This window comes from Pseudomonas sp. GL_090 (assembly GCF_057837765.1).
Genome location: NZ_CM174452.1, coordinates 2,068,203 through 2,089,705 on the forward strand (window position 1 = coordinate 2,068,203; position 21,503 = coordinate 2,089,705).

A 21,503-nucleotide genomic window follows, 5' to 3' on the forward strand; every position below is an offset into this window, starting at 1 on the left:
GGCCAGTCTGAGTCGCTTGCTTGCAGAATTAGATTACTCGTGAAAAACGCTGGCGACTGTGTTGTTCCAGGTACGCGTCGAACACCATGCACACCGAGCGCGCCAACAACCGCCCGGCGGGCAGGATGGTGATCCTGTCGCAATCGAGTTCGATCAGCCCGTCTTTGGTCATGTCTTGCAACTGGGGCCAGAGATCGCCGAAGTAGCCCTGGAAATCGATGTTGAAGGCTTGTTCGATATCGCAAAACTCCAGGCTGAAATTGCAGATCAATTGCTGGATGACCGCGCGCCGCAGCCGGTCATCGGCATTGCACAGCAGGCCGCGGCTGGTGGCCGGTTGCATTGATGCAAGGACGTTCTGATACTCGTTCAGGTCGCTGCTGTTCTGGCAGTACAGGTCGCCGATCTGGCTGATTGCCGACACGCCGAGGCCGATCAGGTCGCAATGACCATGGGTGGTGTAGCCCTGGAAATTGCGTTGCAGGGTCGACTCTTCCTGGGCAATCGCCAGCTCGTCGTCGGGCAGGGCGAAGTGGTCCATGCCGATGTAGCGGTAGCCGGCGCTGATCAGTTGCTCGATGGTGCGCTGCAGCATTTCCAGTTTCTGCGCGGGTGTCGGCAGTTCATGGCTGTTGATGCGCCGCTGGGGCATGAATCGTTCCGGCAAGTGGGCGTAGTTGAACACCGATAACCTGTCCGGTTGCAGGTTGATGACCTCTTCCACGGTGCGGGCGAAATTCTCCGGCGTCTGTCTCGGCAGGCCGTAGATCAGGTCGATATTGATCGAGCGAAACTGCAAGGTGCGGGCGGCATCGATCACCGCGCGGGTTTCTTCCAGGCTTTGCAGGCGATTGACTGCGCGTTGCACCGCCGGGTCGAGGTCTTGCAGGCCGATGCTGACCCGATTGAAACCCAGTTCGCGCAGCAGGCCCATGGTCGACCAGTCGGCCTCGCGCGGGTCGATCTCGATGCCGTAGTCACCGGAGTCGTCGTCCAGCAAATTGAAGTGTTTGCGCAAATGCGCCATCAATTGGCGCAGTTCGTCGTGGCTGAGAAAGGTCGGTGTGCCGCCACCGAAGTGCAGTTGCTCGACTTTCTGCGTGGGGTCGAGGTGGCAGGCGATCAACTGGATTTCCTGTTCCAGGCGCTGCAAATACGGCTGCGCCCGGCCGCGATCCTTGGTGATGACCTTGTTGCAGGCGCAGTAATAGCAAATGTTCGCGCAGAACGGCACGTGCACGTACAGCGACAACGGGCGTTGGGCCTTGCGGCTGTCGCGCAGGGCATGGAACAGGTCGAAGGTGCCGACCTGGCTGTTGAATTGCACGGCGGTCGGATACGAGGTGTAGCGTGGTCCCGCCAGGTCATAACGGCGGATCAGATCGGTGTCCCAACGAATGGCGTCGAGCATCATGCGGACATTCCCCCGGATAGGCTGGCAATGTCAGCCACTTTATGCGAAGGCGGGGTGGGGCATCTTGATTTGCATCAAGGTCAGAATCTTTGTTGTTTATGAGGGCCCCATCGCGAGCAAGCTCGCTCCCACATTTGGAATGCGTTCCCTTGTGGGAGCGAGCCTGCTCGCGATGGGCGCGCCGCCGATTTAATGTCCCATGAGCCAATGCTGATGCGGCCCCGGCAAGGTCCAGATGCCGAACAGCATCACCAGCAATCCGCCTGCCATGCGCACGCTGCGTTTGCGCAACAGTGCGGTGATGCGCTCGGCGGCAAGGCCTGTCGCCAGCAGCACCGGCCAGGTGCCGAGCCCGAACGCGAGCATCAACAACGCGCTATCCAGTGCGTTGCCCTGGCTGGCCGACCATAGCAAGGTGCTGTAGACCAGGCCGCACGGCAGCCAACCCCAGAGCGCGCCCAACAACAACGCACGGGGAACGTTCGACACCGGCAGCAACCGGTTGGCGACTGGCTGGATGTGCCGCCACAAGCCGCGACCGAGGCTTTCGATACGGGTCAGGCCGCTCCACCAGCCGGCCAGGTACAGGCCCATGGCAATCAGCAGCAACCCGGCGAGGATGCGCAGGAACATCGCCGCCGGGCTGCTGGCCACGGCCCATCCGGCCAGGCCGATCAGCAGTCCGGCGCAGGCATAGCTCAGAATTCGGCCCAGGTTGTAGGCCAGCAGCAGGCGAAAGCGGCGGCTGCGTTGCTCCTTGGGAATCGCCAGGGTCAGCGCGCCCATCAAGCCGCCGCACATGCCCAGGCAGTGGCCGCCGCCGAGCAAGCCGAGGATCACCGCAGACACCAGCAGGGGCGCCAATTCAAGCATGAGGTGGGGCCTTGTCTTGCGGTTTGGCCGGTTGGCCGCTGGCCTCATCGACGGCAGCGGTGTGGTTCGGGTCCTGGTCGTCGAACAGGATGCTGTGGGCCGGGCCGTCGAGATCGTCGTACTGACCGCTGTCCACCGCCCAGAAGAAGATATAGACGGCAATGGCCACAATCAGCAGCGCAGCGGGAATCATCACGTAAAGAGCTGGCATCTGGACTCCATGCCCGCACGGCTCAGGCCGGCAGCGGGCGGGTTTCTGGCATGGTGCAGGGGGCGGGCGCGCTCGGCATGCGAGTCAGGCGCAGCGCGTTCAACACCACGGTCAACGAACTGATCGACATGCCCACCGCCGCCCAGACCGGAGTGATCCAGCCGAGGGCGGCGAAGGGCAACATGAGGCCATTGTACAACCCGGCCCACAGAAGGTTCTCGATAATGACCCGGCGGGTGCGCCGCGCCAGGCTGAAGGCTTGCACCAAGGCGTCGAGGCGGTTGGACAGCAGCACGGCATCGGCACTGGTTTTCGCAAGGTCGGTGGCCGAGCCCATGGCGACGCTGATATCCGCAGCCGCCAGCACCGGCACGTCATTGACCCCGTCCCCGAGCATCAACACCTTGCGACCTTCCTTGTGCAGTTGTTGCAGGACCTGCAGTTTATCGTCCGGACGCAAACCGCCACGGGCTTCGTCGATACCGAGTTCCGCCGCCACGCTGGCGACCATCGGCGAGCTGTCGCCGGACAACAACAGCGTGCGCCAGCCACGCGCCTTGCATGCGGCCAACAATGCGGGCGCATCGGCCCGCAAGCGATCATCGAGGACGAGCCAGGCCAGCGGTCCCTGGCTGTCGCCAAGCAGCAGCCATTGGCCGGCCTCTTCGGGCATCGACGGCACCACGGCGCCGCTGAGTTCGCAGACGAAACACGGTTGGCCAATGCGCAGTCGTCGCCCTTCAACCAGACCCTCCAGGCCAAGGCCCGGTGTGCTGTGGACTTCTTCGGCAGCCATCGGCGCGCGTCCGAAAGCACGGGCGATCGGGTGTTCGGAGCGGTTTTCCAGGGCGGCGGCGAGGCTCAGGCATTGGTCGCTGTCGAGCGCGCCGAGGGGGCGGATCGAGCGCAGCGCCAGGCGCCCTTCGGTGAGGGTGCCGGTCTTGTCGAAAATCACCGTGTCGATCTGGTTCAGTCCTTCCAGGACATGGCCGCGGGTCAGCAACAGACCGAGTTTGTGCAGTGTGCCAGTAGCCGCGGTGAGGGCGGTCGGCGTCGCCAGCGACAAGGCGCACGGGCAGGTCGCGACGAGCATCGCCAGCACGATCCAGAAGGCCCGCGATGAGTCCAGTTCCCACCACAGCAGGCCAATGGCCGCAGCAGCAATCAACGACAACAGCAGGAACCATTGCGCGGCGCGGTCGGCGATTTCCGCCAGTCGCGGTTTTTCGGCCTGGGCACGATCGAGCAGGCGAACGATGGCCGAGAGGCGAGTGTCCTGGCCCAGGGCCTGGACCTCGACGGTCAGCGCGCCTTCGACGTTCATTGTGCCGGCGGTGACCGCATCGCCCAGGGTACGGGGTTGCGGCAGGTATTCGCCGGTCAGCAGCGACTCGTCGACACTCGACTGGCCGTCGAGGATCTTGCCGTCAGCCGGGAGAATGGCGCCCGGATGAACCAGCACCTGATCGCCAACACGCAGTTCACTGAGCAGAATGCGTTCGCTCTGGCCGTCGGCGGTCAATCGCAGGCACGAGGCGGGCAACAGATTCACCAGCTGCGCGGTGGCGGCGGCGGTGCGCTCGCGGGCGCGTCGCTCCAGATAACGCCCGGCCAGCAGGAACAGGGCAAACATGCCGACGGCATCGAAATACAGTTCGCCGACCCCGGTGATGGACGTCCAGATCCCGGCGATGTAGGCGCTGCCGATGGCCAGCGACACCGAAACGTCCATGGTCAGATGGCGGGTGCGCAGATCGCGCATGGCACCTTTGAAGAACGGCGCGCAGCTGTAGAACACGATCGGGGTGGTGAGGAACAGCGCGACCCAGCGCAGGATGGTGTGCAGTTCGGGGCTGAGGTCGATGTTGAATTCAGGCCAGGTGGCCATGGTTGCCATCATTGCCTGGAACCACAGCAACCCGGCCACGCCGAGCTGGCGCAGGGCCAAGCGGTTTTCGCTGGCCAGTTGTTCACTGGCCCGGTCGGCCTGATACGGGTGTGCGGCGTAACCGATGTGGCGCAGTTCGCTGAGGATCTGGCTCAGCGGTAATTGCGCGTCGGACCAGCGTACATGCAGGCGATGGTTGGACAGGTTCAGGCGCGCTTCAGCCACGGCCGGCAAGGTACGCAGGTGTTTTTCGATCAGCCAGCCGCAGGCGGCGCAGCTGATGCCTTCCATCAACAGTGTGGTTTCGGCGAGTTCGCCGTCGTGGCGAACGAAGGGTTGCTGCACATCGGCACGGTCGTACAGCGCCAGTTCATCCACCAGTTGCACCGGCAGCGCCTCGGGGTTGACCGAGGCTTCGCTGCGGTGCTGGTAATAGCTTTCCAGACCGCCGGCCACAATGGCTTCGGCCACGGCCTGGCAACCCGGGCAGCAGAATTCGCGGGTTTGCCCGAGGACCGCGGCGGTGAAGCGGCTGCCGGCCGGGACGGGGAGCGCGCAGTGGTAGCAGGGGAGTTGGGTGGTCATGAAGTGGAGTCTACATCGTCCGGGAGGGCCTCATCGCGAGCAGGCTCGCTCCCACATTTGATCGGTGTCGTGCACAGGATGCGGGTGCACAGGCGATCCACTGTGGGAGCGAGCTTGCTCGCGATGCGCGAAGCGCGGCTTTATTTCTTCAGATCTTCGGCACCTTGCAGCGGCTCGTCGCCCAGCAGCAGGTCCTTGTCATGGCTGACCATTTCCTCTTCGAACATGCGCCAGATGTGCTCGTCCTGAGTGCCAAGCAATTCGACAAAACGCCGGCCTTCGATCTTGTCGCTCAACTGGCCGATGTAGCGGCCCTGTTCGGTTTCGCTGCGGGTCAGGGTGATCTTGCGATCCTTTTCCGGCTGGGTCGGCGAGATCAGGTTCAGCTCCAGGGTCCCGGGCTGGCTGTCGCCGCTCAGGCGCAGGTCAACCTCGCCGGTCATGCCGTCGAGATGAACACTGGCACGCATTTTCAGGGTCTGGGCCAGAAGCTCACGGTCAAGGGAGCGGTTGATGCCTTTGCCGGCCTCGTAGTAGTTGTCGTTGACCAGGTTGTCCGGGTTGTTCACCGCGATGGTCACCATGGACAAGGTCAAGGCCACCGAGCAGGCCAGGATCCCGATGATGATCCACGGCCAGAGGTGCTTGTACCAGGGACTTGCGGCAGTTGCTGCGGGCATGTTCAGTTCTCTCAACGATTCTGTGGGCCGATGAACCGGCTCTTGGCTTCAATGTGGACGCTGTCGTCATCGGCGTCCTTGAGGATGAATTTCACCTCGTTGGTGCTCGACGGCAGTTTTTCCGGTGCGACGGACAGCTCGACAGGCTGGCTGACGATGTCGCCGGCCGCGACCTTGATCTCGCGTCGACCCTGCAATTTGAGATCCGGCAGGCCGGAGGCGTCGAGCAGGTAGGTATGGTCGCGCTGGTCCTTGTTCATGATTTTCAGGCTGTAGACGTTTTCGATTCGGCCTTCGGCGTTCTCGCGGTACAGCACGCGGTCCTTGCTGACATCGAAGCCCACCAGCGCACGCATGAAGAATGCCGTCACCAGCAGGCTGATCATTGCCAGCAGCACAATGGCATAGCCAATCAGGCGCGGACGCAGTTTATGGGTTTTCTGCCCGGACAGGTTGTGCTCGGTGGTGTAGCTGATCAGCCCGCGTGGATACTCCATTTTGTCCATGATGGCGTCGCAGGCATCGATGCACGCGGCGCAACCGATGCACTCGATTTGCAGGCCGTCGCGGATGTCGATACCGGTCGGGCAGACCTGGACGCACATGGTGCAGTCGATGCAGTCACCCAGGCCCTGAGCCTTGTAGTCGATGCCTTTCTTGCGCGGGCCACGGCCTTCGCCACGGCGCGGGTCGTAGGAAACGATCAGGGTATCCTTGTCGAACATCACGCTCTGGAAGCGTGCGTACGGGCACATGTAGATGCACACCTGTTCGCGCAACCAGCCGGCGTTGCCGTAAGTGGCGAGGGTGAAGAAACCGACCCAGAAGTACGACCAGCCATCCGCCTGGCCGGTGAAGAAGTCGAACATCAGTTCGCGGATCGGCGAGAAGTAGCCGACGAAGGTCATGCCGGTGACGAAACCGATCAACAGCCACAGGGTGTGCTTGCTGAGTTTGCGCACGAACTTGTTGGCGCTCATTGGCGCTTTGTCGAGCTTGATGCGTTGGTTGCGGTCACCTTCGGTGACTTTTTCGCACCACATGAAGATCCAGGTCCAGACGCTTTGCGGGCAGGTATAGCCGCACCAGACCCGTCCGGCGTACACGGTGATGAAGAACAGGCCGAACGCGGCGATGATCAACATGCCGGACAGCAGAATGAAGTCCTGGGGCCAGAAGGTGGCGCCGAAAATGAAGAACTTGCGCTCCGGCAGGTTCCACCACACAGCCTGATGACCGCCCCAGTTCAGCCACACCGTGCCGAAATACAGCAGGAACAACAGGGCTCCGCCGGTCATCCGCAGGTTGCGAAACAGGCCGGTGAAGGCGCGGGTGTAGATTTTTTCCCTGGCGGCGTAGAGGTCGACGCTGTTGTTCGCGTTCCTGGTGGGTGGAGTGACGTCGTGTACCGGAATCTGGTTGCTCATCATTGCATCCCACGGCAGTGGAAAAATGCCTCGGTCAGTACGTGCCAACCGCGGTCAAAAAGGGGTGTTGCAGTGGCGCAATGATACGCCTGTCGCTCTAGCCAGCGGGTGCGACCTTTGGTCACGTTTGGCAAAATCATTTGATAGTGTAATGACTTGAATCAATTGACTTGGGAATTATGGACGGTTTTGCGCATGTCGCCGGTCATTCGACCCATGGGTTAATCAGTTGTACGCCGCTGGACTGAAAGTCTGCGACATTGCGTGTTACGACGGTCAATCCATGAACCAGCGCCGTAGCTGCAATCAACGCGTCACTTTCATTGGCGCGGTCTGGGACATGCAGCCCTGCACAGCGTATAGCTACGGCCGTATCGACCGGCAGGATGCGGGAATCGAATGCCGGCATAACATGATGCTTCAACCAAGTGCGCAGTACCTTCCCTTGGGTGGCATCCCGGCGCTCTATTCTCAGGACGCCAGTCTCCAGCTCCTTCAAGGTGATAGCCGAAATGAACAGGCGTGGCGCGATCACACTTTTGGCCCATGCAACGACGTTCGCGTCGGCATGCGGTTTGCGCAGTTCAGAAATCACGTTGGTGTCGAGTAGATACATCAGGTCAGATCCACAGGGCGATGGTTGATCACAGCGCGCTCGGTTTCGAATTCAATGTCTGCCGCGTCCGGCATCACCAGCAATTCAACGATATCAGCGTTGGTGCCAGTCAGTTTTTGGTAGTCCTCAATGCTTAGCAGTACATGGGCCGGTTTGCCTCGATCAGTGATGAAAACGGGCCCCTGACGAGTGGCTTTTTTGGCACCACTTGTGTCCTGGTTGAATTCGCGGCTGGATATTGTGGTGATGGCCATCACGGTTGGCCCTCCTGAAGCAGCTTTGTAGAAACGTTACTACTATGCGTGGCGATCGACAACCTCGAAGTAGGTGCCGGGCATTACCGTCGGTCGAAACCAACACTGCCGAACAAACAAAACGGCCCCGCCAATTCACATTGGCGGGGCCGTTTTTTGTTGCTTCAAGCGTTTGCCTTACTCGGCGTCCGCTGCCTTCTCACCGTGAGACAGGCTGTAGACATAAGCGGCCAGCAGGTGAACCTTGTCGTTACCCTGCATTGCCTCTTGCGCAGGCATCTGGCCCTGACGGCCGTAACGGATGGTCTGCTGCAACTGAGCGAAGCTCGAACCGTAGATGAACGCTGCCGGGTGAGTCAGGTCAGGTGCGCCCATCGCTGGGGTGCCTTTGCCTTCCGGGCCGTGGCACGCCACGCAGTTGGTAGCGAACAGTTTCTGTCCGGCAACCGGGTCGGCCTTGGTGCCTTCCGGCAGCTTGCGGCCATCAAGGTTGGTCAGGACAAACGCGGCCACGTCGGCCACGCCTTGCTCGCCGATCACTTCAGCCCACGCAGGCATTACCGCATGACGGCCGCCCATGATGGTGGTCTTGATGGTTTGCGGCTCGCCGCCCCAGCGCCAGTCGGCGTCGGTCAGGTTCGGGAAGCCATAGGCGCCTTTGGCGTCGGAACCGTGGCAAACCGAGCAGTTGGAGGCGAACAGGCGGCCACCCATCTTCAGGGCTTGCGGGTCCTTGGCCACTTCTTCGATTGGCATGGCCGCGAACTTGGCGAAGATCGGACCGAACTTGGCGTCCGACCTGGCCATTTCCTTTTCCCACTCGTGAACGCCGGTCCAGCCGGTCTGACCGTTGGCGAACGCGGTCTGCTTCTCGTTATCGAGGTAGTTGTAACCCGGCAGCAGGCCTTTCCAGTTGCCCAGGCCCGGGTACAGTACCAGGTAGCCGAGGGCGAAGATGATGGTGCCCACGAACAGCATGAACCACCATTTCGGCAGCGGGTTGTCGTACTCCTCGATCCCGTCGAAGGAGTGACCAACCGTCTCGTCGGTTTGCTCGGCGCGCTGGCCCTTGCGGGTGGACAGCAGCAGCCAGGTCAGGGCGAAGATGGTGCCGAGACTGAGGACTGTGACGTACAGACTCCAGAATGTAGTCATTCTTTGTTACTCCTAGAAGCTTGCTCGACGTGCTTGATGGCTTCGGGATCATCCGCGAAAGGCAGCAAGGTCGCGTCTTCAAACTCCGACTTGCGCTTGGGACTGAACACCCACAGTGCCAGTCCGATGAAGGCCACCATCACGACAACGGTGCCCAGGCCACGAATCATCCCGATATCCATCCAATTCACCGTTTGCTTTTGATGATGGTGCCCAGGCCTTGCAGATAGGCCACCAGCGCGTCCATTTCGGTTTTGCCCTTCACAGCATCCCTGGCGCCGGCGATGTCTTCGTCGGTGTAAGGGACGCCGAGCGTGCGCAAGACTTCCATTTTCTTGGCGGTGTCTTTGCCGTCGAGCTTGTTTTCCACGAGGAACGGGTAGGCCGGCATTTTCGACTCGGGCACTACGTTGCGCGGGTTGTACAGGTGCGCACGCTGCCAGTCATCGGAGTAACGGCCGCCGACGCGGGCCAGGTCCGGACCGGTACGCTTGGAACCCCACAGGAACGGGTGGTCCCAGACGCTTTCACCGGCGACCGAGTAGTGGCCGTAGCGTTCGGTTTCGGCACGGAACGGACGGATCATCTGCGAGTGGCAGCCGACACAACCGTTGGCGATATAAACGTCCCGGCCTTCCAGTTCAAGGGCGGTGCGGGGCTTCATGCCCTCGACCGGCTTGTTGGTGACGTCCTGGAAAAACAGCGGAACGATCTGGGTCAGGCCGCCGATGCTGACGGCGATGACCATGAAGAAGGCCAGCAGGCCAATATTCTTCTCGACTGCTTCATGCTTCATCAGTGAGCTCCAACTACGGCAATCTGTTCGGCGGCTTTGGCTTCAGCCGGGTTCGAGGCGCGTACGGTACGGAATACGTTGTAGGCCATGAACAGCATGCCGGTGGCGAAGAACGCACCGCCCAGGGCGCGGACGATGAAGCCCGGGTGGCTGGCTTGCAGCGCTTCGACGAACGAGTAGGTGAGGGTGCCGTCATCGTTGATTGCACGCCACATCAAACCCTGGGTGATGCCGTTGACCCACATCGAAGCGATGTAGAGCACGGTACCGATGGTCGCGAGCCAGAAGTGGGTGTTGATCAGGCCGGTGCTGTGCATCTGCGCACGACCGAACAGTTTCGGGATCATGTGGTAGATGGCGCCGATCGAGATCATTGCAACCCAGCCCAGAGCGCCGGCATGTACGTGGCCGATGGTCCAGTCGGTGTAGTGCGACAGGGAGTTGACAGTCTTGATGGCCATCATCGGACCTTCGAAGGTCGACATGCCGTAGAACGCCAGGGAAACCACCAGGAAGCGCAGGATCGGGTCGGTGCGCAGCTTATGCCAGGCGCCCGACAGGGTCATCATGCCGTTGATCATGCCGCCCCAGCTTGGCGCCAGCAGGATGATCGACATCGCCATGCCCAGCGACTGAGCCCAGTCCGGCAAGGCGGTGTAGTGCAGGTGGTGTGGACCCGCCCAGATGTACAGGGTGATCAGCGCCCAGAAGTGCACGATCGACAGGCGATAGGAGTAGATCGGGCGTTCGGCCTGTTTCGGCACGAAGTAGTACATCATGCCCAGGAAGCCGGTGGTCAGGAAGAAGCCCACGGCGTTGTGGCCGTACCACCACTGGATCATCGCGTCCGTCGCGCCCGAGTAGGCCGAGTAGGACTTGAACAGGCTGACCGGCAGCGACATGTGGTTGACGATGTGCAGCATCGCGGTCACGACGATGAATGCGCCGTAGAACCAGTTACCCACATAGATATGCTTGGTCTTGCGCTTGACGATGGTGCCGAAGAACACCAGACCGTAGGTGACCCAGACAATGGCCAGCAGAATAGCCAGGGGCCATTCCAGTTCCGCGTATTCCTTGGTGGTGGTGAAACCCATCGGCAAGGTAATGATTGCGCCGACGATCACCGCTTGCCATCCCCAGAAGGTGAAGGCAGCGAGGCTGTCGGAAATCAGTCGCGTTTGGCAGGTTCGCTGCACGACGTAATAAGAAGTGGCAAACAGTGCACATCCACCGAAGGCGAAAATCACCAGGTTGGTGTGCAGCGGGCGCAGGCGTCCAAAGCTCGTCCATGCCAGACCGAAGTTCAACTCCGGCCAGACCAGTTGCGAGGCAATGAAGACACCGAGCCCCATGCCAAGGATCCCCCAGACCACCGTCATGATGGCGAACTGGCGGACTACCTTATAGTTATAAGCAGTCGGACTGATTGCTGTGCTCATTCTAAGGTTCCACGGTTTGGGTGTTTTATTAGGATTAAAAATCGGCCGCAAGTATGGAGAAAGCAAGGGGTCATTGCAACGCGCCATGACCTGGGTCAATGCTTTCAAAAGCTGATTCTGCGGCCTTTCCATGCGCCGCGTAAGGACAAAATTGCCCGCGGGCAAAACATCCCGGCGGACTGATCAGGCGAGGGGGTCAGGTCGGATGTAACGGGGTGTGTTCAAACGCAACGTTTGGCTGACCGAAGGCAATTGGTGCGACAGCCGGTATCTACCAGCCTTTGCGGCCTGTCATCGGGCAGATTCGTCGAACACATCGTTCAGGGTCGACCTGGAACCGGCACCGGCCAGTCCGCATCGGGGGAAGCTTAGACCCGAATCCCGGGATCCGAAAGAAAGAGTCACAGAGGGTGCGACAATGCGTCGCAAAGGGGCAGGGAACTGCCGCATCCGGGAGAATGCGGCAGCAGAGCGGTCGGGATTTATTTGCGGTTGTCTTCAGCCTGCAGGCGCTCGGTATTCAAACCGTGGGACAGGCTGTACACATACGCGGCCAGCAATTGCACCTTGTCATTGCCCAGCAGTTCGTTCTGCGCCGGCATATGGCCCTGGCGGCCATGCCGAATCGTCTGTTCAAGCTGCGTCAGGCTCGTCCCGTAAATGAAGCCGGCAGGGTGTGTCAGGTTCGGCGCGCCCATGGCTTCCGTGCCCTGACCGTTTGCCCCATGGCAGGCGACGCAGGTGGTGCTGAAGGCTTGCTGTCCGGCTTGCAGGTCGGCTTTGTTGTCGGCGGGCAACGACAGGCCGGCCAGATCATGGCGCACATAGGCGGCGACGTTTTTCACACCTTCCTCCCCCAGGACTTCACCCCAGGCCGGCATCATCGCCATCCGGCCACCCATGATGGTTGTCTTGATGGTTTCTGCATTGCCGCCCCAGCGCCAGTCGCTGTCGGCCAGGTTGGGGAAGCCGTAGGCGCCCTTGGCGTCCGAGCCGTGGCACACCGAGCAGTTGGAGGCAAACAGGCGGCCGCCCATTTTCAGTGCTTGCGGGTCCTTGGCCACTTCCTCTACGGGCATCGCCGCGAATTTGGCGAAGATCGGCCCAAACTTCGTGTCAGCCCTGGCCATTTCCTTTTCCCATTCGTGCACCCCGGTCCAGCCGTTTTGGTAGCCGGGGAGGATGCCTTTCCAATTGCCCAGGCCCGGATAGAGGATCAGATAACCGACGGCGAATACCAGGGTGCCAACGAACAGCATGAACCACCATTGCGGCAGCGGGTTGTCGTACTCCTCGATGCCGTCGAAGCTGTGGCCCATGGTCTGGTCGACGCTGCCCTTGGTTTCGCCCTTGCGGGTGCTGAGCAGCAGCCAGGTCAGGCCGATCAGGCTGCCGATGGTCAGCACGCAGATCCACGTACTCCAGAAGGTGGTCATGGCCGGGTACTCCTTGTTGCTGATTCTTCAGTGATGTCGGGTTGTGGCTCGTCGGCGAACGGCAGCAGGCGCGCTTCGGCGAATTCCGGACCGCGCTTGCCGTTGAATACCCACAGGGTCAGGCCGACGAAGGCCACGAACACCACGACGGTGCCCAGGCCGCGGATCATTCCAGTGCTCAATTCAAACATTGCTCACCTCTTGCTCTTGATGGCAGTGCCGAGCACTTGCAGGTAGGCGACCAATGCATCCATTTCGCTCTTGCCCTTGAGCGAAGCGACGGCACCGGTGATGTCCTCGTCGGTGTACGGCACGCCCAGGGTGCGCATGGCCTTGATCTTGGTCTCGGTATGACTGCTGTCGACCGGGTTGGCCACCAGCCACGGGTAGGCCGGCATCTTCGACTCCGGCACGACGTTGCGCGGGTTGTACAAGTGCGCGCGGTGCCAGTCATCCGAGTAACGCGCGCCGACCCGGGCCAGGTCCGGCCCGGTGCGTTTGGAACCCCACAGGAACGGGTGATCCCACACGCTTTCGCCGGCCACCGAGTAGTGCCCGTAACGTTCGGTCTCGGCGCGGAACGGACGGATCATCTGCGAGTGGCAGCCGACGCAGCCTTCGCGGATGTAGATGTCTCGACCTTCCAGTTGCAGCGCGGTGTAGGGCTTCATGCCTTCCACCGGCTTGTTGGTCACGTCCTGGAAGAACAACGGGACGATCTGGGTCAGGCCACCGATGCTCACGGCCAGGATCATCAGCAGCAGCAACAGGCCGACGTTTTTCTCGATAGTTTCGTGTTTCATGGCGGACTCCTCAGGCCATCTGCGCGGCAGCGGCGACTTCGGCAGGCTGCGAGGCCCGCACGGTGCGCCAGGTGTTGTAGGCCATCAGGAACATGCCGCTGAGGAAGATCGCGCCACCCACCAGCCGCACGACGAAGCCAGGGTGGCTGGCCACCAGGGTTTCGACGAAGGAGTAGGTCAGCGTGCCGTCCTCGTTCACCGCACGCCACATCAGGCCCTGGGCGATGCCGTTGACCCACATCGAGGCGATGTAGAGCACGGTGCCGATGGTGGCGAGCCAGAAATGCGCGTTGATCAGGCCGATGCTGTGCATCTGCTCGCGGCCGAAGACTTTCGGGATCATGTGGTACAGCGCGCCGATGGAAATCATCGCCACCCAACCCAAGGCGCCTGCGTGTACGTGGCCGATGGTCCAGTCGGTGTAGTGGGAGAGGGCGTTGACCGTCTTGATCGCCATCATCGGCCCTTCGAAGGTCGACATGCCGTAGAACGCCAGCGACACCACGAGGAAACGCAGGATCGGGTCGCTGCGCAACTTATGCCAGGCGCCCGACAGGGTCATCATGCCGTTGATCATGCCGCCCCAGCTCGGTGCCAGCAGGACCAGCGACATCACCATGCCCAGCGATTGCGCCCAGTCCGGCAGCGCGGTGTAGTGCAAGTGGTGGGGACCTGCCCAGATGTACAGGGTGATCAGCGCCCAGAAGTGCACGATCGACAGGCGATAGGAGTAAACCGGGCGCTCGGCCTGTTTCGGCACGAAGTAGTACATCATCCCGAGGAAGCCGGCGGTGAGGAAAAAGCCTACGGCGTTGTGCCCGTACCACCATTGCACCATCGCGTCGGTGGCGCCGGAGTACAGCGAGTAGGACTTGGTGAAGCTGACCGGCAATTCCATGTTGTTGACGATGTGCAGGATCGCCACGGTGACGATGAACGCGCCGAAGAACCAGTTACCGACATAAATGTGTTTGGTCTTGCGCTGCATGATCGTGCCGAAGAACACGATGGCGTAGGCGACCCAGACGATGGTGATCAGGAGGTCGATCGGCCATTCCAGCTCGGCGTATTCCTTGGAGCTGGTGTAGCCCAGCGGCAGGCTGATGGCCGCCAGAAGGATCACAAGCTGCCAGCCCCAGAAGCAGAACGCGGCGATCTTGGGCGCAAACAATTGGGTCTGGCAGGTGCGTTGCACCGAATAGAAGGAACTGGCGAACAGCGCGCAGCCACCGAAGGCGAAGATCACCGCGTTGGTGTGCAGCGGGCGCAAACGGCCGAAGCTGGTCCACGGCAAATTGAAGTTGAGTTCGGGCCAGACCAACTGGGCAGCGAGAAAAACCCCGAGCCCCATGCCGACGATGCCCCACACCACCGTCATAATGGCGAATTGGCGGACCACCTTGTAGTTGTAGGCGGTACTGATAGAAGTGTTCATGGTTCCCCATCCACGGTTCAGCGGAAGTGAGCGCGCAGCGCAAGGCAGTGCACCCTTCGGCCGGAGTTATAGGCAGACTAAAAGCGAGGCAAGCATGGACAAAGGGCACAAGGCCGGTATTGACGGGGATCAATGGGCGCAGTGCGTGCGGGATCATGGATGGTTGTGGAATGCCGCCGCTGGCAAGGCTGCGGCGACGCTGATTCTTGCCCATGGCGCCGGCGCACCGATGGACAGCGACTGGATGAGCGACATGGCTGCACGCCTCGCCGCGCAAGGCGTCAACGTGTTGCGCTTCGAGTTTCCCTACATGGCGCAGCGGCGCCTCGATGGCGGCAAACGCCCGCCGAATCCGGCACCGAAACTGCTGGAATGCTGGCGCGAGGTGTATGCCCAGGTGCGACGCCATGTCACTGGGCCACTGGCCATTGGCGGCAAGTCCATGGGCGGTCGCATGGCCAGTCTGCTGGCCGATGAGTTGGGCGCGGATGCCCTGGTGTGCCTGGGTTATCCGTTCTATGCGGTGGGTAAACCGCAGAAGCCGCGGGTTGAGCATCTGGCGGGGCTGAAGACTCGGACCTTGATCGTGCAAGGTGAACGCGATGCGTTGGGCAACCGGGAGGCGGTCGAGGGGTATGCGCTATCGCCGGGTATCGAGGTGTTTTGGCTGGTGGCGGGGGATCATGACTTGAAGCCGTTGAAGGCTTCGGGGTTTAGCCATGTGCAGCATTTGGCGGCTGCGGCGCAGAAGGTAGCCTCATTTCTTCAGTGAGGTTTTGTGCAGGCTGTGATGGCCCCATCGCGAGCAGGCTCGCTCCTACATTGGATCAACTGTAGGCGCGAGCCTGCTCGCGATGAGGGACTACCAGACAACATCACTTTCACTGGCTCAATCAGCGGTTAAACCGCTCCACCAATGAATACTGTGTATTGGCAGTCTTGGTCAGCTCTTCACTCAGCAACGCCGAGTTCTGCGCCTGTTCCGAGGTCTGGTCCGCCAGTTGCGAAATGTTGCTGATGTTGCGGCTGATCTCTTCGGCCACGGCGCTTTGCTCTTCGGTCGCGGCGGCGATCTGGGTGGTCATGTCGGTGATGTTGGCCACCGCTTCGCTGATCCCCACCAGTGCCTGGTCCGCTTCCAGCACCCGCGCCACGCCTTCTTCGGCCTGACGATGCCCGGCTTCCATGGTTTGCACGGCGGTGCTGGCGGTTTGCTGGAGCTTGGCGATCAGCGCATGAATCTGCCCGGTGGACTCGCTGGTGCGTTGCGCCAGTTGACGGACTTCGTCGGCCACCACCGCAAATCCACGCCCCATCTCACCGGCGCGGGCTGCTTCGATGGCGGCGTTCAGCGCCAGCAGGTTGGTCTGGTCGGCGATGCCTTTGATCACGTCGACCACACCACCGATTTCGTTGCTGTCCTTGGCCAGTTGGGTCACCGTCACGCCGGTCTCACCGACTACCACCGACAGGCGCTGGATGGCTTCGCGGGTTTCCCCGGCGATGTCACGACCACGACCGGTCAGGCGATTGGCTTCCTGGGTGGCATCGGCGGTGCGTTGCACGTGGCTGGCGACTTCCTGGGTGGTCGCGGCCATCTGGTTGACCGCGGTGGCCACCTGTTCGGTCTCGACCCGTTGACGTTCCAGGCCGCTGGAGCTGTTGTGCGCCAGGGCATCGGATTGCCTGGCCTGATCGGTCAGGTGTTCGGCCGTGTCCTGCAGACGCGTCAGGCAGGTTTTCAGGCGTGCCTCCTGACTGAGGATGGACATTTCCAGGCGCGCCTGGGCGCCGCGACTGTCGGTGTACATCTGTGCGATCAACGGATCGGAGGTGGTCTGCTCGGCCAGGCGCAGCAAACGCTTGAGGCCACGCTGTTGCCACTGGAGGCCCATCAGGCCCAGCGGCACCGAAAGACCGGCAGCCAGGGCAAACCCCCAGTGGGAGTTCAGCGATGCACCGATCATGAAGCTCAATTGGCTGACCAGAATGAACGGCAGCCAGTCCTGCAGGATCGGCACCCATTTATCCGAGGAGGGAATGGCCGACTTGCCCTGGTTGATGCGTTGGTAGAGCGCTTCGGCACGGCGGATCTGTTCGGCGGTGGGCTTGACCCGCACAGACTCGTAACCGATCACCTGTTTGCCTTCGAAGACCGGTGTCACATAGGCGTTCACCCAGTAATGATCTCCGGTCTTGCAGCGATTCTTGACAATGCCCATCCATGGCAAGCCTTGTTTCAGCGTTTCCCACATGTGTGCGAACACCGCGGCCGGGACGTCGGGGTGACGGACCAGGTTGTGCGGAGCACGGATCAGTTCCTCTCGGGAAAACCCGCTGATCTCGACGAAAGCGTCGTTACAGTAGGTGATCATGCCCTTGGCATCGGTGGTGGATATCAACCGTTGCTGAGCCGGGAAGGTCCGCTCGCGTTGTGTAATAGGCTGGTTGTTACGCATGGCTTTTTTAATCCGCAAGGCTTTCAAGTGCTGTATCGGCAAGGTCGACGGATTGTTGAGATTATTTTTCGATAATCGGCAATGCGTTGCAAAATGACCCTTGCGTCAGCTGGCGAGCATCGGATAGGTGAACAGACCGAAGTGCAGCAGGTTCAGGCCAAAATGAGTAGCGATGGCTGCTGTCAGTCCTCCAAAACGGTAGGCCAGGCCATAGCCGATCCCGGCCAGGCTGGCCAGCAGGACCCATTGCCAGCCAGCACCGGCATGCGCCAGGCCAAAGATCAGCGAAGCCAGGAGCAGCGCAAAGTTTTCACCATGACGCAGATTTTTCAGCCAGCGACTCAGGCCGCTCTGGATGTAGCCGCGAAACAGCGCCTCCTCGACCAGTGTCACCAGCAGCAGATTGTTGAGCAGCCAAAACCAGGCGGCATCCGGCCATTTCGGTGCCCAAGCGACGACACCCAGCAACAGCGCACCACCCAAGGCCAGCACGGCACTCAGGGGTAGCGCCAGTGCGGTGGCAAACAGGATCGATCGAAACGAGCGCCGACCGACAAGCCATGGGCAGACCAGTAACAGCCAAAATCCGATCAGGGGTTTGTCAAGGTTTGCGTACATGGTAAATGGCACTGCGTCGTCGGTGAAACGCTGCGTGGCGATGATTGGGCCGTTGTAGAAATCGGGCCACCAATGCGTCGCCAGGGTCAGAGCTAGAATTATGAATAGGCCATGGCCTACGTATCGACCGAACTGAAGCGTTTGCTGGCTAGCGGCAAAACCGGAAACCAACAGCAAAACAATAGGAATCGCCGCCGGCCAACTCATACTGCTGAAGTCCAGTGCCAAGTAGTAGCCGATGGAGAGGAGGGCCAGAAAAGTCCTTGGCAGAGCAAACATTGAAAGTCCTTGTGTCGAAATTCTGTGGATTCCCCCAGCCCCCAGTGGTAGCGAGTGTCGGGCCAACATCAAGCAGAGCGAGATTATAGTGGGGTGGTCACAAACAAAAACACCGCCCGAAGGCGGCGTTTGTATCAGCGCATGCCTAGGAGGCAATCAACTGCCGCAACACGTAATGCAAAATCCCTCCGGACTTGAAGTACTCCACCTCATTGAGCGTATCGATGCGGCACAACACCTCGATCTTCTCGCTGCTACCGTCTTCGCGAGTGATGACCAGCGTCAGGTTCATCCGTGGCGTCAGCTCGACGCCGGTCAAACCGAGGATGTCCAGGTTTTCACTGCCATTGAGGTTCAGCGTCTTGCGGTTCTGATCCAGCTTGAACTGCAACGGCAGCACGCCCATGCCCACCAGGTTGGAGCGGTGAATCCGTTCGAAGCTTTCGGCGACGACCGCTTTCACTCCCAGCAGATTGGTGCCCTTGGCGGCCCAGTCGCGACTCGAGCCGGTGCCGTATTCCTGGCCGGCGATCACCACCAGCGGCGTGCCTGAAGCCTGATAGCGCATGGCGGCGTCGTAGATCGACATTTTCTCCCCGGTGGGAATGTAGCGAGTGTTGCCGCCTTCTTCGCCGCCGAGCATTTCGTTGCGTATGCGGATGTTGGCGAAGGTGCCGCGCATCATCACTTCATGGTTGCCGCGCCGCGAACCGTAGGAGTTGAAGTCCCGCGGCTCCACGCCTTTGTCGCGCAGGTATTGTCCTGCCGGGCTGTCGACCTTGATGTTGCCGGCCGGGGAGATGTGGTCGGTGGTCACCGAGTCGCCCAGTAGTGCGAGGATTCTGGCGCCGTTGACATCCTTGACCACGGGCGGCGGGCCACCGATGTCGTCGAAGAACGGCGGGTGCTGGATGTAAGTCGAATCGTCCTGCCAGACATAGGTCGCCGCCTGCGGGACCTTGATCGCCTGCCATTGCGCGTCACCGGCAAACACTTCGGCGTATTCCTTGTGGAACATGGCGGTGTTGACCTGATTCACGGCGTCGGCAATTTCCTTGCTGCTGGGCCAGATGTCCCGCAGGTAAACCGGGTTGCCATCCTTGTCCTCGCCCAACGGCTCGCGACTGAGGTCGGTGCGCACGGTGCCGGCCAGCGCGTAGGCCACCACCAGCGGCGGGGAGGCCAGCCAGTTGGTTTTCACCAGCGGATGCACCCGGCCTTCGAAGTTGCGATTACCCGAGAGCACGGAGGCCACGGTGAGGTCCGCTTGCTGGATGGCTTTCTCGATGGGTTCCGACAGTGGTCCCGAGTTGCCGATGCAAGTGGTGCAGCCATAGCCGACCAGGGCAAAACCCAGTTCATCGAGGTAATGGGTCAGGCCGGCCGCCTTGTAGTAGTCGGTGACCACTTTCGAGCCGGGGGCCAGCGAGCTCTTCACCCAGGGTTTGCGTTTCAGGCCTTTTTCCACAGCCTTCTTCGCCACCAGCCCGGCGGCCATCATCACGCTGGGGTTGGAGGTGTTGGTGCAGGAGGTGATCGCGGCGATGACCACGGCGCCGTTTTTCAGGCGATAGGTCTGGCCTTCGTAATCGTAATCCGCTTCACCGGCCATATCGGCATTGCCGACGGCAACACCACCACCGCCTTCGCTTTCCAGGCGGCCTTCTTCCTTGCTGGTGGGCTTGAATTGCAGGTCGGTGAAGTCGCTGAACGCTTGCGCAACGTTGGGCAGCGACACCCGGTCCTGTGGGCGTTTTGGTCCGGCGAGGCTGGCTTCGACGCTGCCCATGTCCAGTGCCAGGCTGTCGGTGAACAGCGGTTCCTGGCCGGGCAGGCGCCACAGGCCCTGGGCCTTGCTGTACGCCTCCACCAGTTGCACCGTTTCCAGGGGGCGGCCGGACAGTCGCAGGTACTCCAGTGTGATGTCGTCCACCGGGAAGAAACCGCAGGTGGCGCCGTATTCCGGGGCCATGTTGGCGATGGTCGCACGGTCGGCCAGGGGCAGGTCGGCGAGGCCATCGCCATAGAACTCGACGAATTTGCCCACCACGCCTTTCTTGCGCAGCATCTGGGTCACGGTCAGCACCAGGTCGGTGGCGGTGATGCCTTCCTTGAGCTTGCCGGTGAGTTTGAAGCCGATGACTTCCGGAATCAGCATCGACACCGGTTGCCCGAGCATCGCCGCTTCCGCCTCGATACCGCCGACGCCCCAGCCAAGCACGCCGAGGCCGTTGATCATGGTGGTGTGGGAGTCGGTGCCCACCAGGGTGTCGGGGAAGGCGTAGGTGCGGCCGTCCTCGTCCTTGGTCCAGACCGTTCGGCCGAGGTATTCAAGATTGACCTGGTGGCAGATCCCGGTGCCCGGCGGCACCACGCTGAAATTATCGAAGGCACTCTGGCCCCAGCGCAGGAACGCATAGCGCTCGCCATTGCGCTGCATTTCAATGTCGACGTTCTGCTCGAAGGCGCTGCTACTGGCGAACTTGTCGACCATCACCGAGTGGTCGATTACCAGGTCCACCGGTGACAGCGGATTGATCCGTTGCGGATTGCCGCCGGCCTTGGCCATCGCCGCGCGCATGGCGGCCAGGTCGACCACCGCCGGTACGCCGGTGAAATCCTGCATCAGCACCCGCGCCGGGCGGTACTGGATTTCGCGGTCGGAGCGACGCTCCTTGAGCCACGCGGCGAGCGCCTTGAGGTCGGTGCCGGTGACGGTTTTTTCGTCCTCCCAGCGCAGCAGGTTTTCCAGCAGGACTTTCAACGACATCGGCAACCTGTCCAGATCGCCCAGGCTTTTGGCGGCATCGGGCAGGCTGAAGTAGTGGTAGGTCTTGTTGCCGACTTGCAAGGTCTTGAGCGTTTTCAGGCTATCGAGGGACGGCATTGCGATCACTCCTTTGAGTCCGCACGGCTACGGACTGAGGGGACGGGCAGAACATTAAACCTAGCCCTGTTTTCAGTAGCTGGCTAATAACTGGACTCTATGGACAAGCTCCAGGTTCCGATCTCGGCTATCATGCGCCGGTTTTCGTGACAGGCTTTGCTTCAACGCAAGCGGTCTCTCTTTGTGGGAGCGAGCCTGCTCGCGATGGACGTTAACGATAACGCGTGTTTCCTGAGTAAACGCGC

General features: G+C 61.1%; 20 protein-coding genes. 1 reads left to right on the forward strand and 19 read right to left on the reverse strand.

All coding sequences use genetic code 11. The features are described 5' to 3' along the window. Window positions 1–28 precede the first annotated feature (28 nt). The 16 genes from hemN to ccoN (AC3ITA_RS09310) all read right to left on the reverse strand — a co-directional run bounded on the left by hemN (window position 29) and on the right by ccoN (AC3ITA_RS09310) (window position 15,015). Window positions 29–1,411 carry an oxygen-independent coproporphyrinogen III oxidase gene (gene hemN, locus AC3ITA_RS09235; RefSeq protein WP_414927981.1) on the reverse strand — a complete coding sequence of 461 codons (1,383 nt, stop codon included), beginning with the start codon at window positions 1,409–1,411 and terminating at the stop codon, window positions 29–31. Window positions 1,412–1,603: 192 nt separating this feature from the next. Then, window positions 1,604–2,287, reverse strand: a complete 684-nt coding sequence (locus tag AC3ITA_RS09240) for a sulfite exporter TauE/SafE family protein (RefSeq protein ID WP_095943282.1) — start codon at window positions 2,285–2,287, stop codon at window positions 1,604–1,606. After that, the gene (ccoS, locus tag AC3ITA_RS09245; RefSeq protein WP_007971444.1) at window positions 2,280–2,498 is read right to left on the reverse strand and encodes a cbb3-type cytochrome oxidase assembly protein CcoS; all 219 of its coding nucleotides are present in this window, start codon (window positions 2,496–2,498) and stop codon (window positions 2,280–2,282) included. The genes AC3ITA_RS09240 and ccoS overlap by 8 nt, the downstream gene beginning before the upstream one ends. A 22-nt stretch (window positions 2,499–2,520) precedes the next feature. After that, on the reverse strand, window positions 2,521–4,971 hold the full coding sequence (locus tag AC3ITA_RS09250) for a heavy metal translocating P-type ATPase (protein ID WP_095943283.1): 2,451 nt from the start codon (window positions 4,969–4,971) through the stop codon (window positions 2,521–2,523). 140 nt (window positions 4,972–5,111) lie between these two features. Continuing rightward, window positions 5,112–5,651 carry a FixH family protein gene (locus AC3ITA_RS09255; protein ID WP_095943284.1) on the reverse strand — a complete coding sequence of 180 codons (540 nt, stop codon included), beginning with the start codon at window positions 5,649–5,651 and terminating at the stop codon, window positions 5,112–5,114. Window positions 5,652–5,662: 11 nt separating this feature from the next. Further along, window positions 5,663–7,078: a cytochrome c oxidase accessory protein CcoG gene (ccoG, locus tag AC3ITA_RS09260; RefSeq protein WP_414927943.1), complete on the reverse strand. Its 1,416-nt coding sequence runs from the start codon at window positions 7,076–7,078 to the stop codon at window positions 5,663–5,665. Window positions 7,079–7,283: 205 nt separating this feature from the next. Continuing rightward, entirely contained in the window at window positions 7,284–7,694 is a 411-nt protein-coding gene (locus tag AC3ITA_RS09265) for a type II toxin-antitoxin system VapC family toxin (RefSeq protein ID WP_095943286.1), read from the reverse strand. Further along, on the reverse strand, window positions 7,694–7,948 hold the full coding sequence (locus AC3ITA_RS09270) for a type II toxin-antitoxin system Phd/YefM family antitoxin (RefSeq protein ID WP_095943287.1): 255 nt from the start codon (window positions 7,946–7,948) through the stop codon (window positions 7,694–7,696). The genes AC3ITA_RS09265 and AC3ITA_RS09270 overlap by 1 nt, the downstream gene beginning before the upstream one ends. Window positions 7,949–8,125: 177 nt before the next feature. Next, a complete protein-coding gene (gene ccoP, locus AC3ITA_RS09275) occupies window positions 8,126–9,103 on the reverse strand; it encodes a cytochrome-c oxidase, cbb3-type subunit III (RefSeq protein ID WP_095943288.1) in 978 nt (325 codons plus the stop codon). Further along, on the reverse strand, window positions 9,100–9,285 hold the full coding sequence (locus tag AC3ITA_RS09280; RefSeq protein ID WP_003175465.1) for a CcoQ/FixQ family Cbb3-type cytochrome c oxidase assembly chaperone: 186 nt from the start codon (window positions 9,283–9,285) through the stop codon (window positions 9,100–9,102). The genes ccoP (AC3ITA_RS09275) and AC3ITA_RS09280 overlap by 4 nt, the downstream gene beginning before the upstream one ends. 5 nt (window positions 9,286–9,290) lie before the next feature. After that, window positions 9,291–9,899, reverse strand: coding sequence for a cytochrome-c oxidase, cbb3-type subunit II (ccoO, locus tag AC3ITA_RS09285; RefSeq protein WP_095943289.1), 609 nt, complete (start codon window positions 9,897–9,899; stop codon window positions 9,291–9,293). Then, window positions 9,899–11,341, reverse strand: a complete 1,443-nt coding sequence (gene ccoN, locus AC3ITA_RS09290) for a cytochrome-c oxidase, cbb3-type subunit I (protein WP_008050393.1) — start codon at window positions 11,339–11,341, stop codon at window positions 9,899–9,901. Before ccoN (AC3ITA_RS09290) ends, ccoO (AC3ITA_RS09285) begins: the two co-directional genes overlap by 1 nt. A gap of 482 nt (window positions 11,342–11,823) precedes the next feature. Beyond that, window positions 11,824–12,777: a cytochrome-c oxidase, cbb3-type subunit III gene (gene ccoP, locus AC3ITA_RS09295; RefSeq protein WP_150671821.1), complete on the reverse strand. Its 954-nt coding sequence runs from the start codon at window positions 12,775–12,777 to the stop codon at window positions 11,824–11,826. Then, window positions 12,774–12,968: a cbb3-type cytochrome oxidase subunit 3 gene (locus tag AC3ITA_RS09300; RefSeq protein ID WP_150671820.1), complete on the reverse strand. Its 195-nt coding sequence runs from the start codon at window positions 12,966–12,968 to the stop codon at window positions 12,774–12,776. The genes ccoP (AC3ITA_RS09295) and AC3ITA_RS09300 overlap by 4 nt, the downstream gene beginning before the upstream one ends. A 3-nt stretch (window positions 12,969–12,971) precedes the next feature. Then, the gene (gene ccoO, locus AC3ITA_RS09305; RefSeq protein ID WP_057715669.1) at window positions 12,972–13,580 is read right to left on the reverse strand and encodes a cytochrome-c oxidase, cbb3-type subunit II; all 609 of its coding nucleotides are present in this window, start codon (window positions 13,578–13,580) and stop codon (window positions 12,972–12,974) included. A gap of 10 nt (window positions 13,581–13,590) precedes the next feature. Continuing rightward, entirely contained in the window at window positions 13,591–15,015 is a 1,425-nt protein-coding gene (ccoN, locus tag AC3ITA_RS09310) for a cytochrome-c oxidase, cbb3-type subunit I (protein ID WP_095943292.1), read from the reverse strand. Window positions 15,016–15,109: 94 nt separating this feature from the next. On the opposite strand from ccoN (AC3ITA_RS09310), the gene AC3ITA_RS09315 reads away from it, so the two are divergent. Further along, a complete protein-coding gene (locus AC3ITA_RS09315) occupies window positions 15,110–15,787 on the forward strand; it encodes an alpha/beta family hydrolase (protein ID WP_150671819.1) in 678 nt (225 codons plus the stop codon). 121 nt (window positions 15,788–15,908) lie between these two features. On the opposite strand, the gene AC3ITA_RS09320 is transcribed toward AC3ITA_RS09315, so the two are convergent. From AC3ITA_RS09320 to acnA, 3 genes are all read right to left on the reverse strand, one after another. Beyond that, window positions 15,909–17,474: a methyl-accepting chemotaxis protein gene (locus AC3ITA_RS09320; RefSeq protein ID WP_414927947.1), complete on the reverse strand. Its 1,566-nt coding sequence runs from the start codon at window positions 17,472–17,474 to the stop codon at window positions 15,909–15,911. A 105-nt stretch (window positions 17,475–17,579) separates the two neighbouring features. Beyond that, window positions 17,580–18,371: a CPBP family intramembrane glutamic endopeptidase gene (locus AC3ITA_RS09325; protein WP_150671855.1), complete on the reverse strand. Its 792-nt coding sequence runs from the start codon at window positions 18,369–18,371 to the stop codon at window positions 17,580–17,582. A 145-nt stretch (window positions 18,372–18,516) separates the two neighbouring features. After that, window positions 18,517–21,258: an aconitate hydratase AcnA gene (acnA, locus tag AC3ITA_RS09330; protein WP_150671817.1), complete on the reverse strand. Its 2,742-nt coding sequence runs from the start codon at window positions 21,256–21,258 to the stop codon at window positions 18,517–18,519. Between the last annotated feature and the right edge of the window lie 245 nt (window positions 21,259–21,503).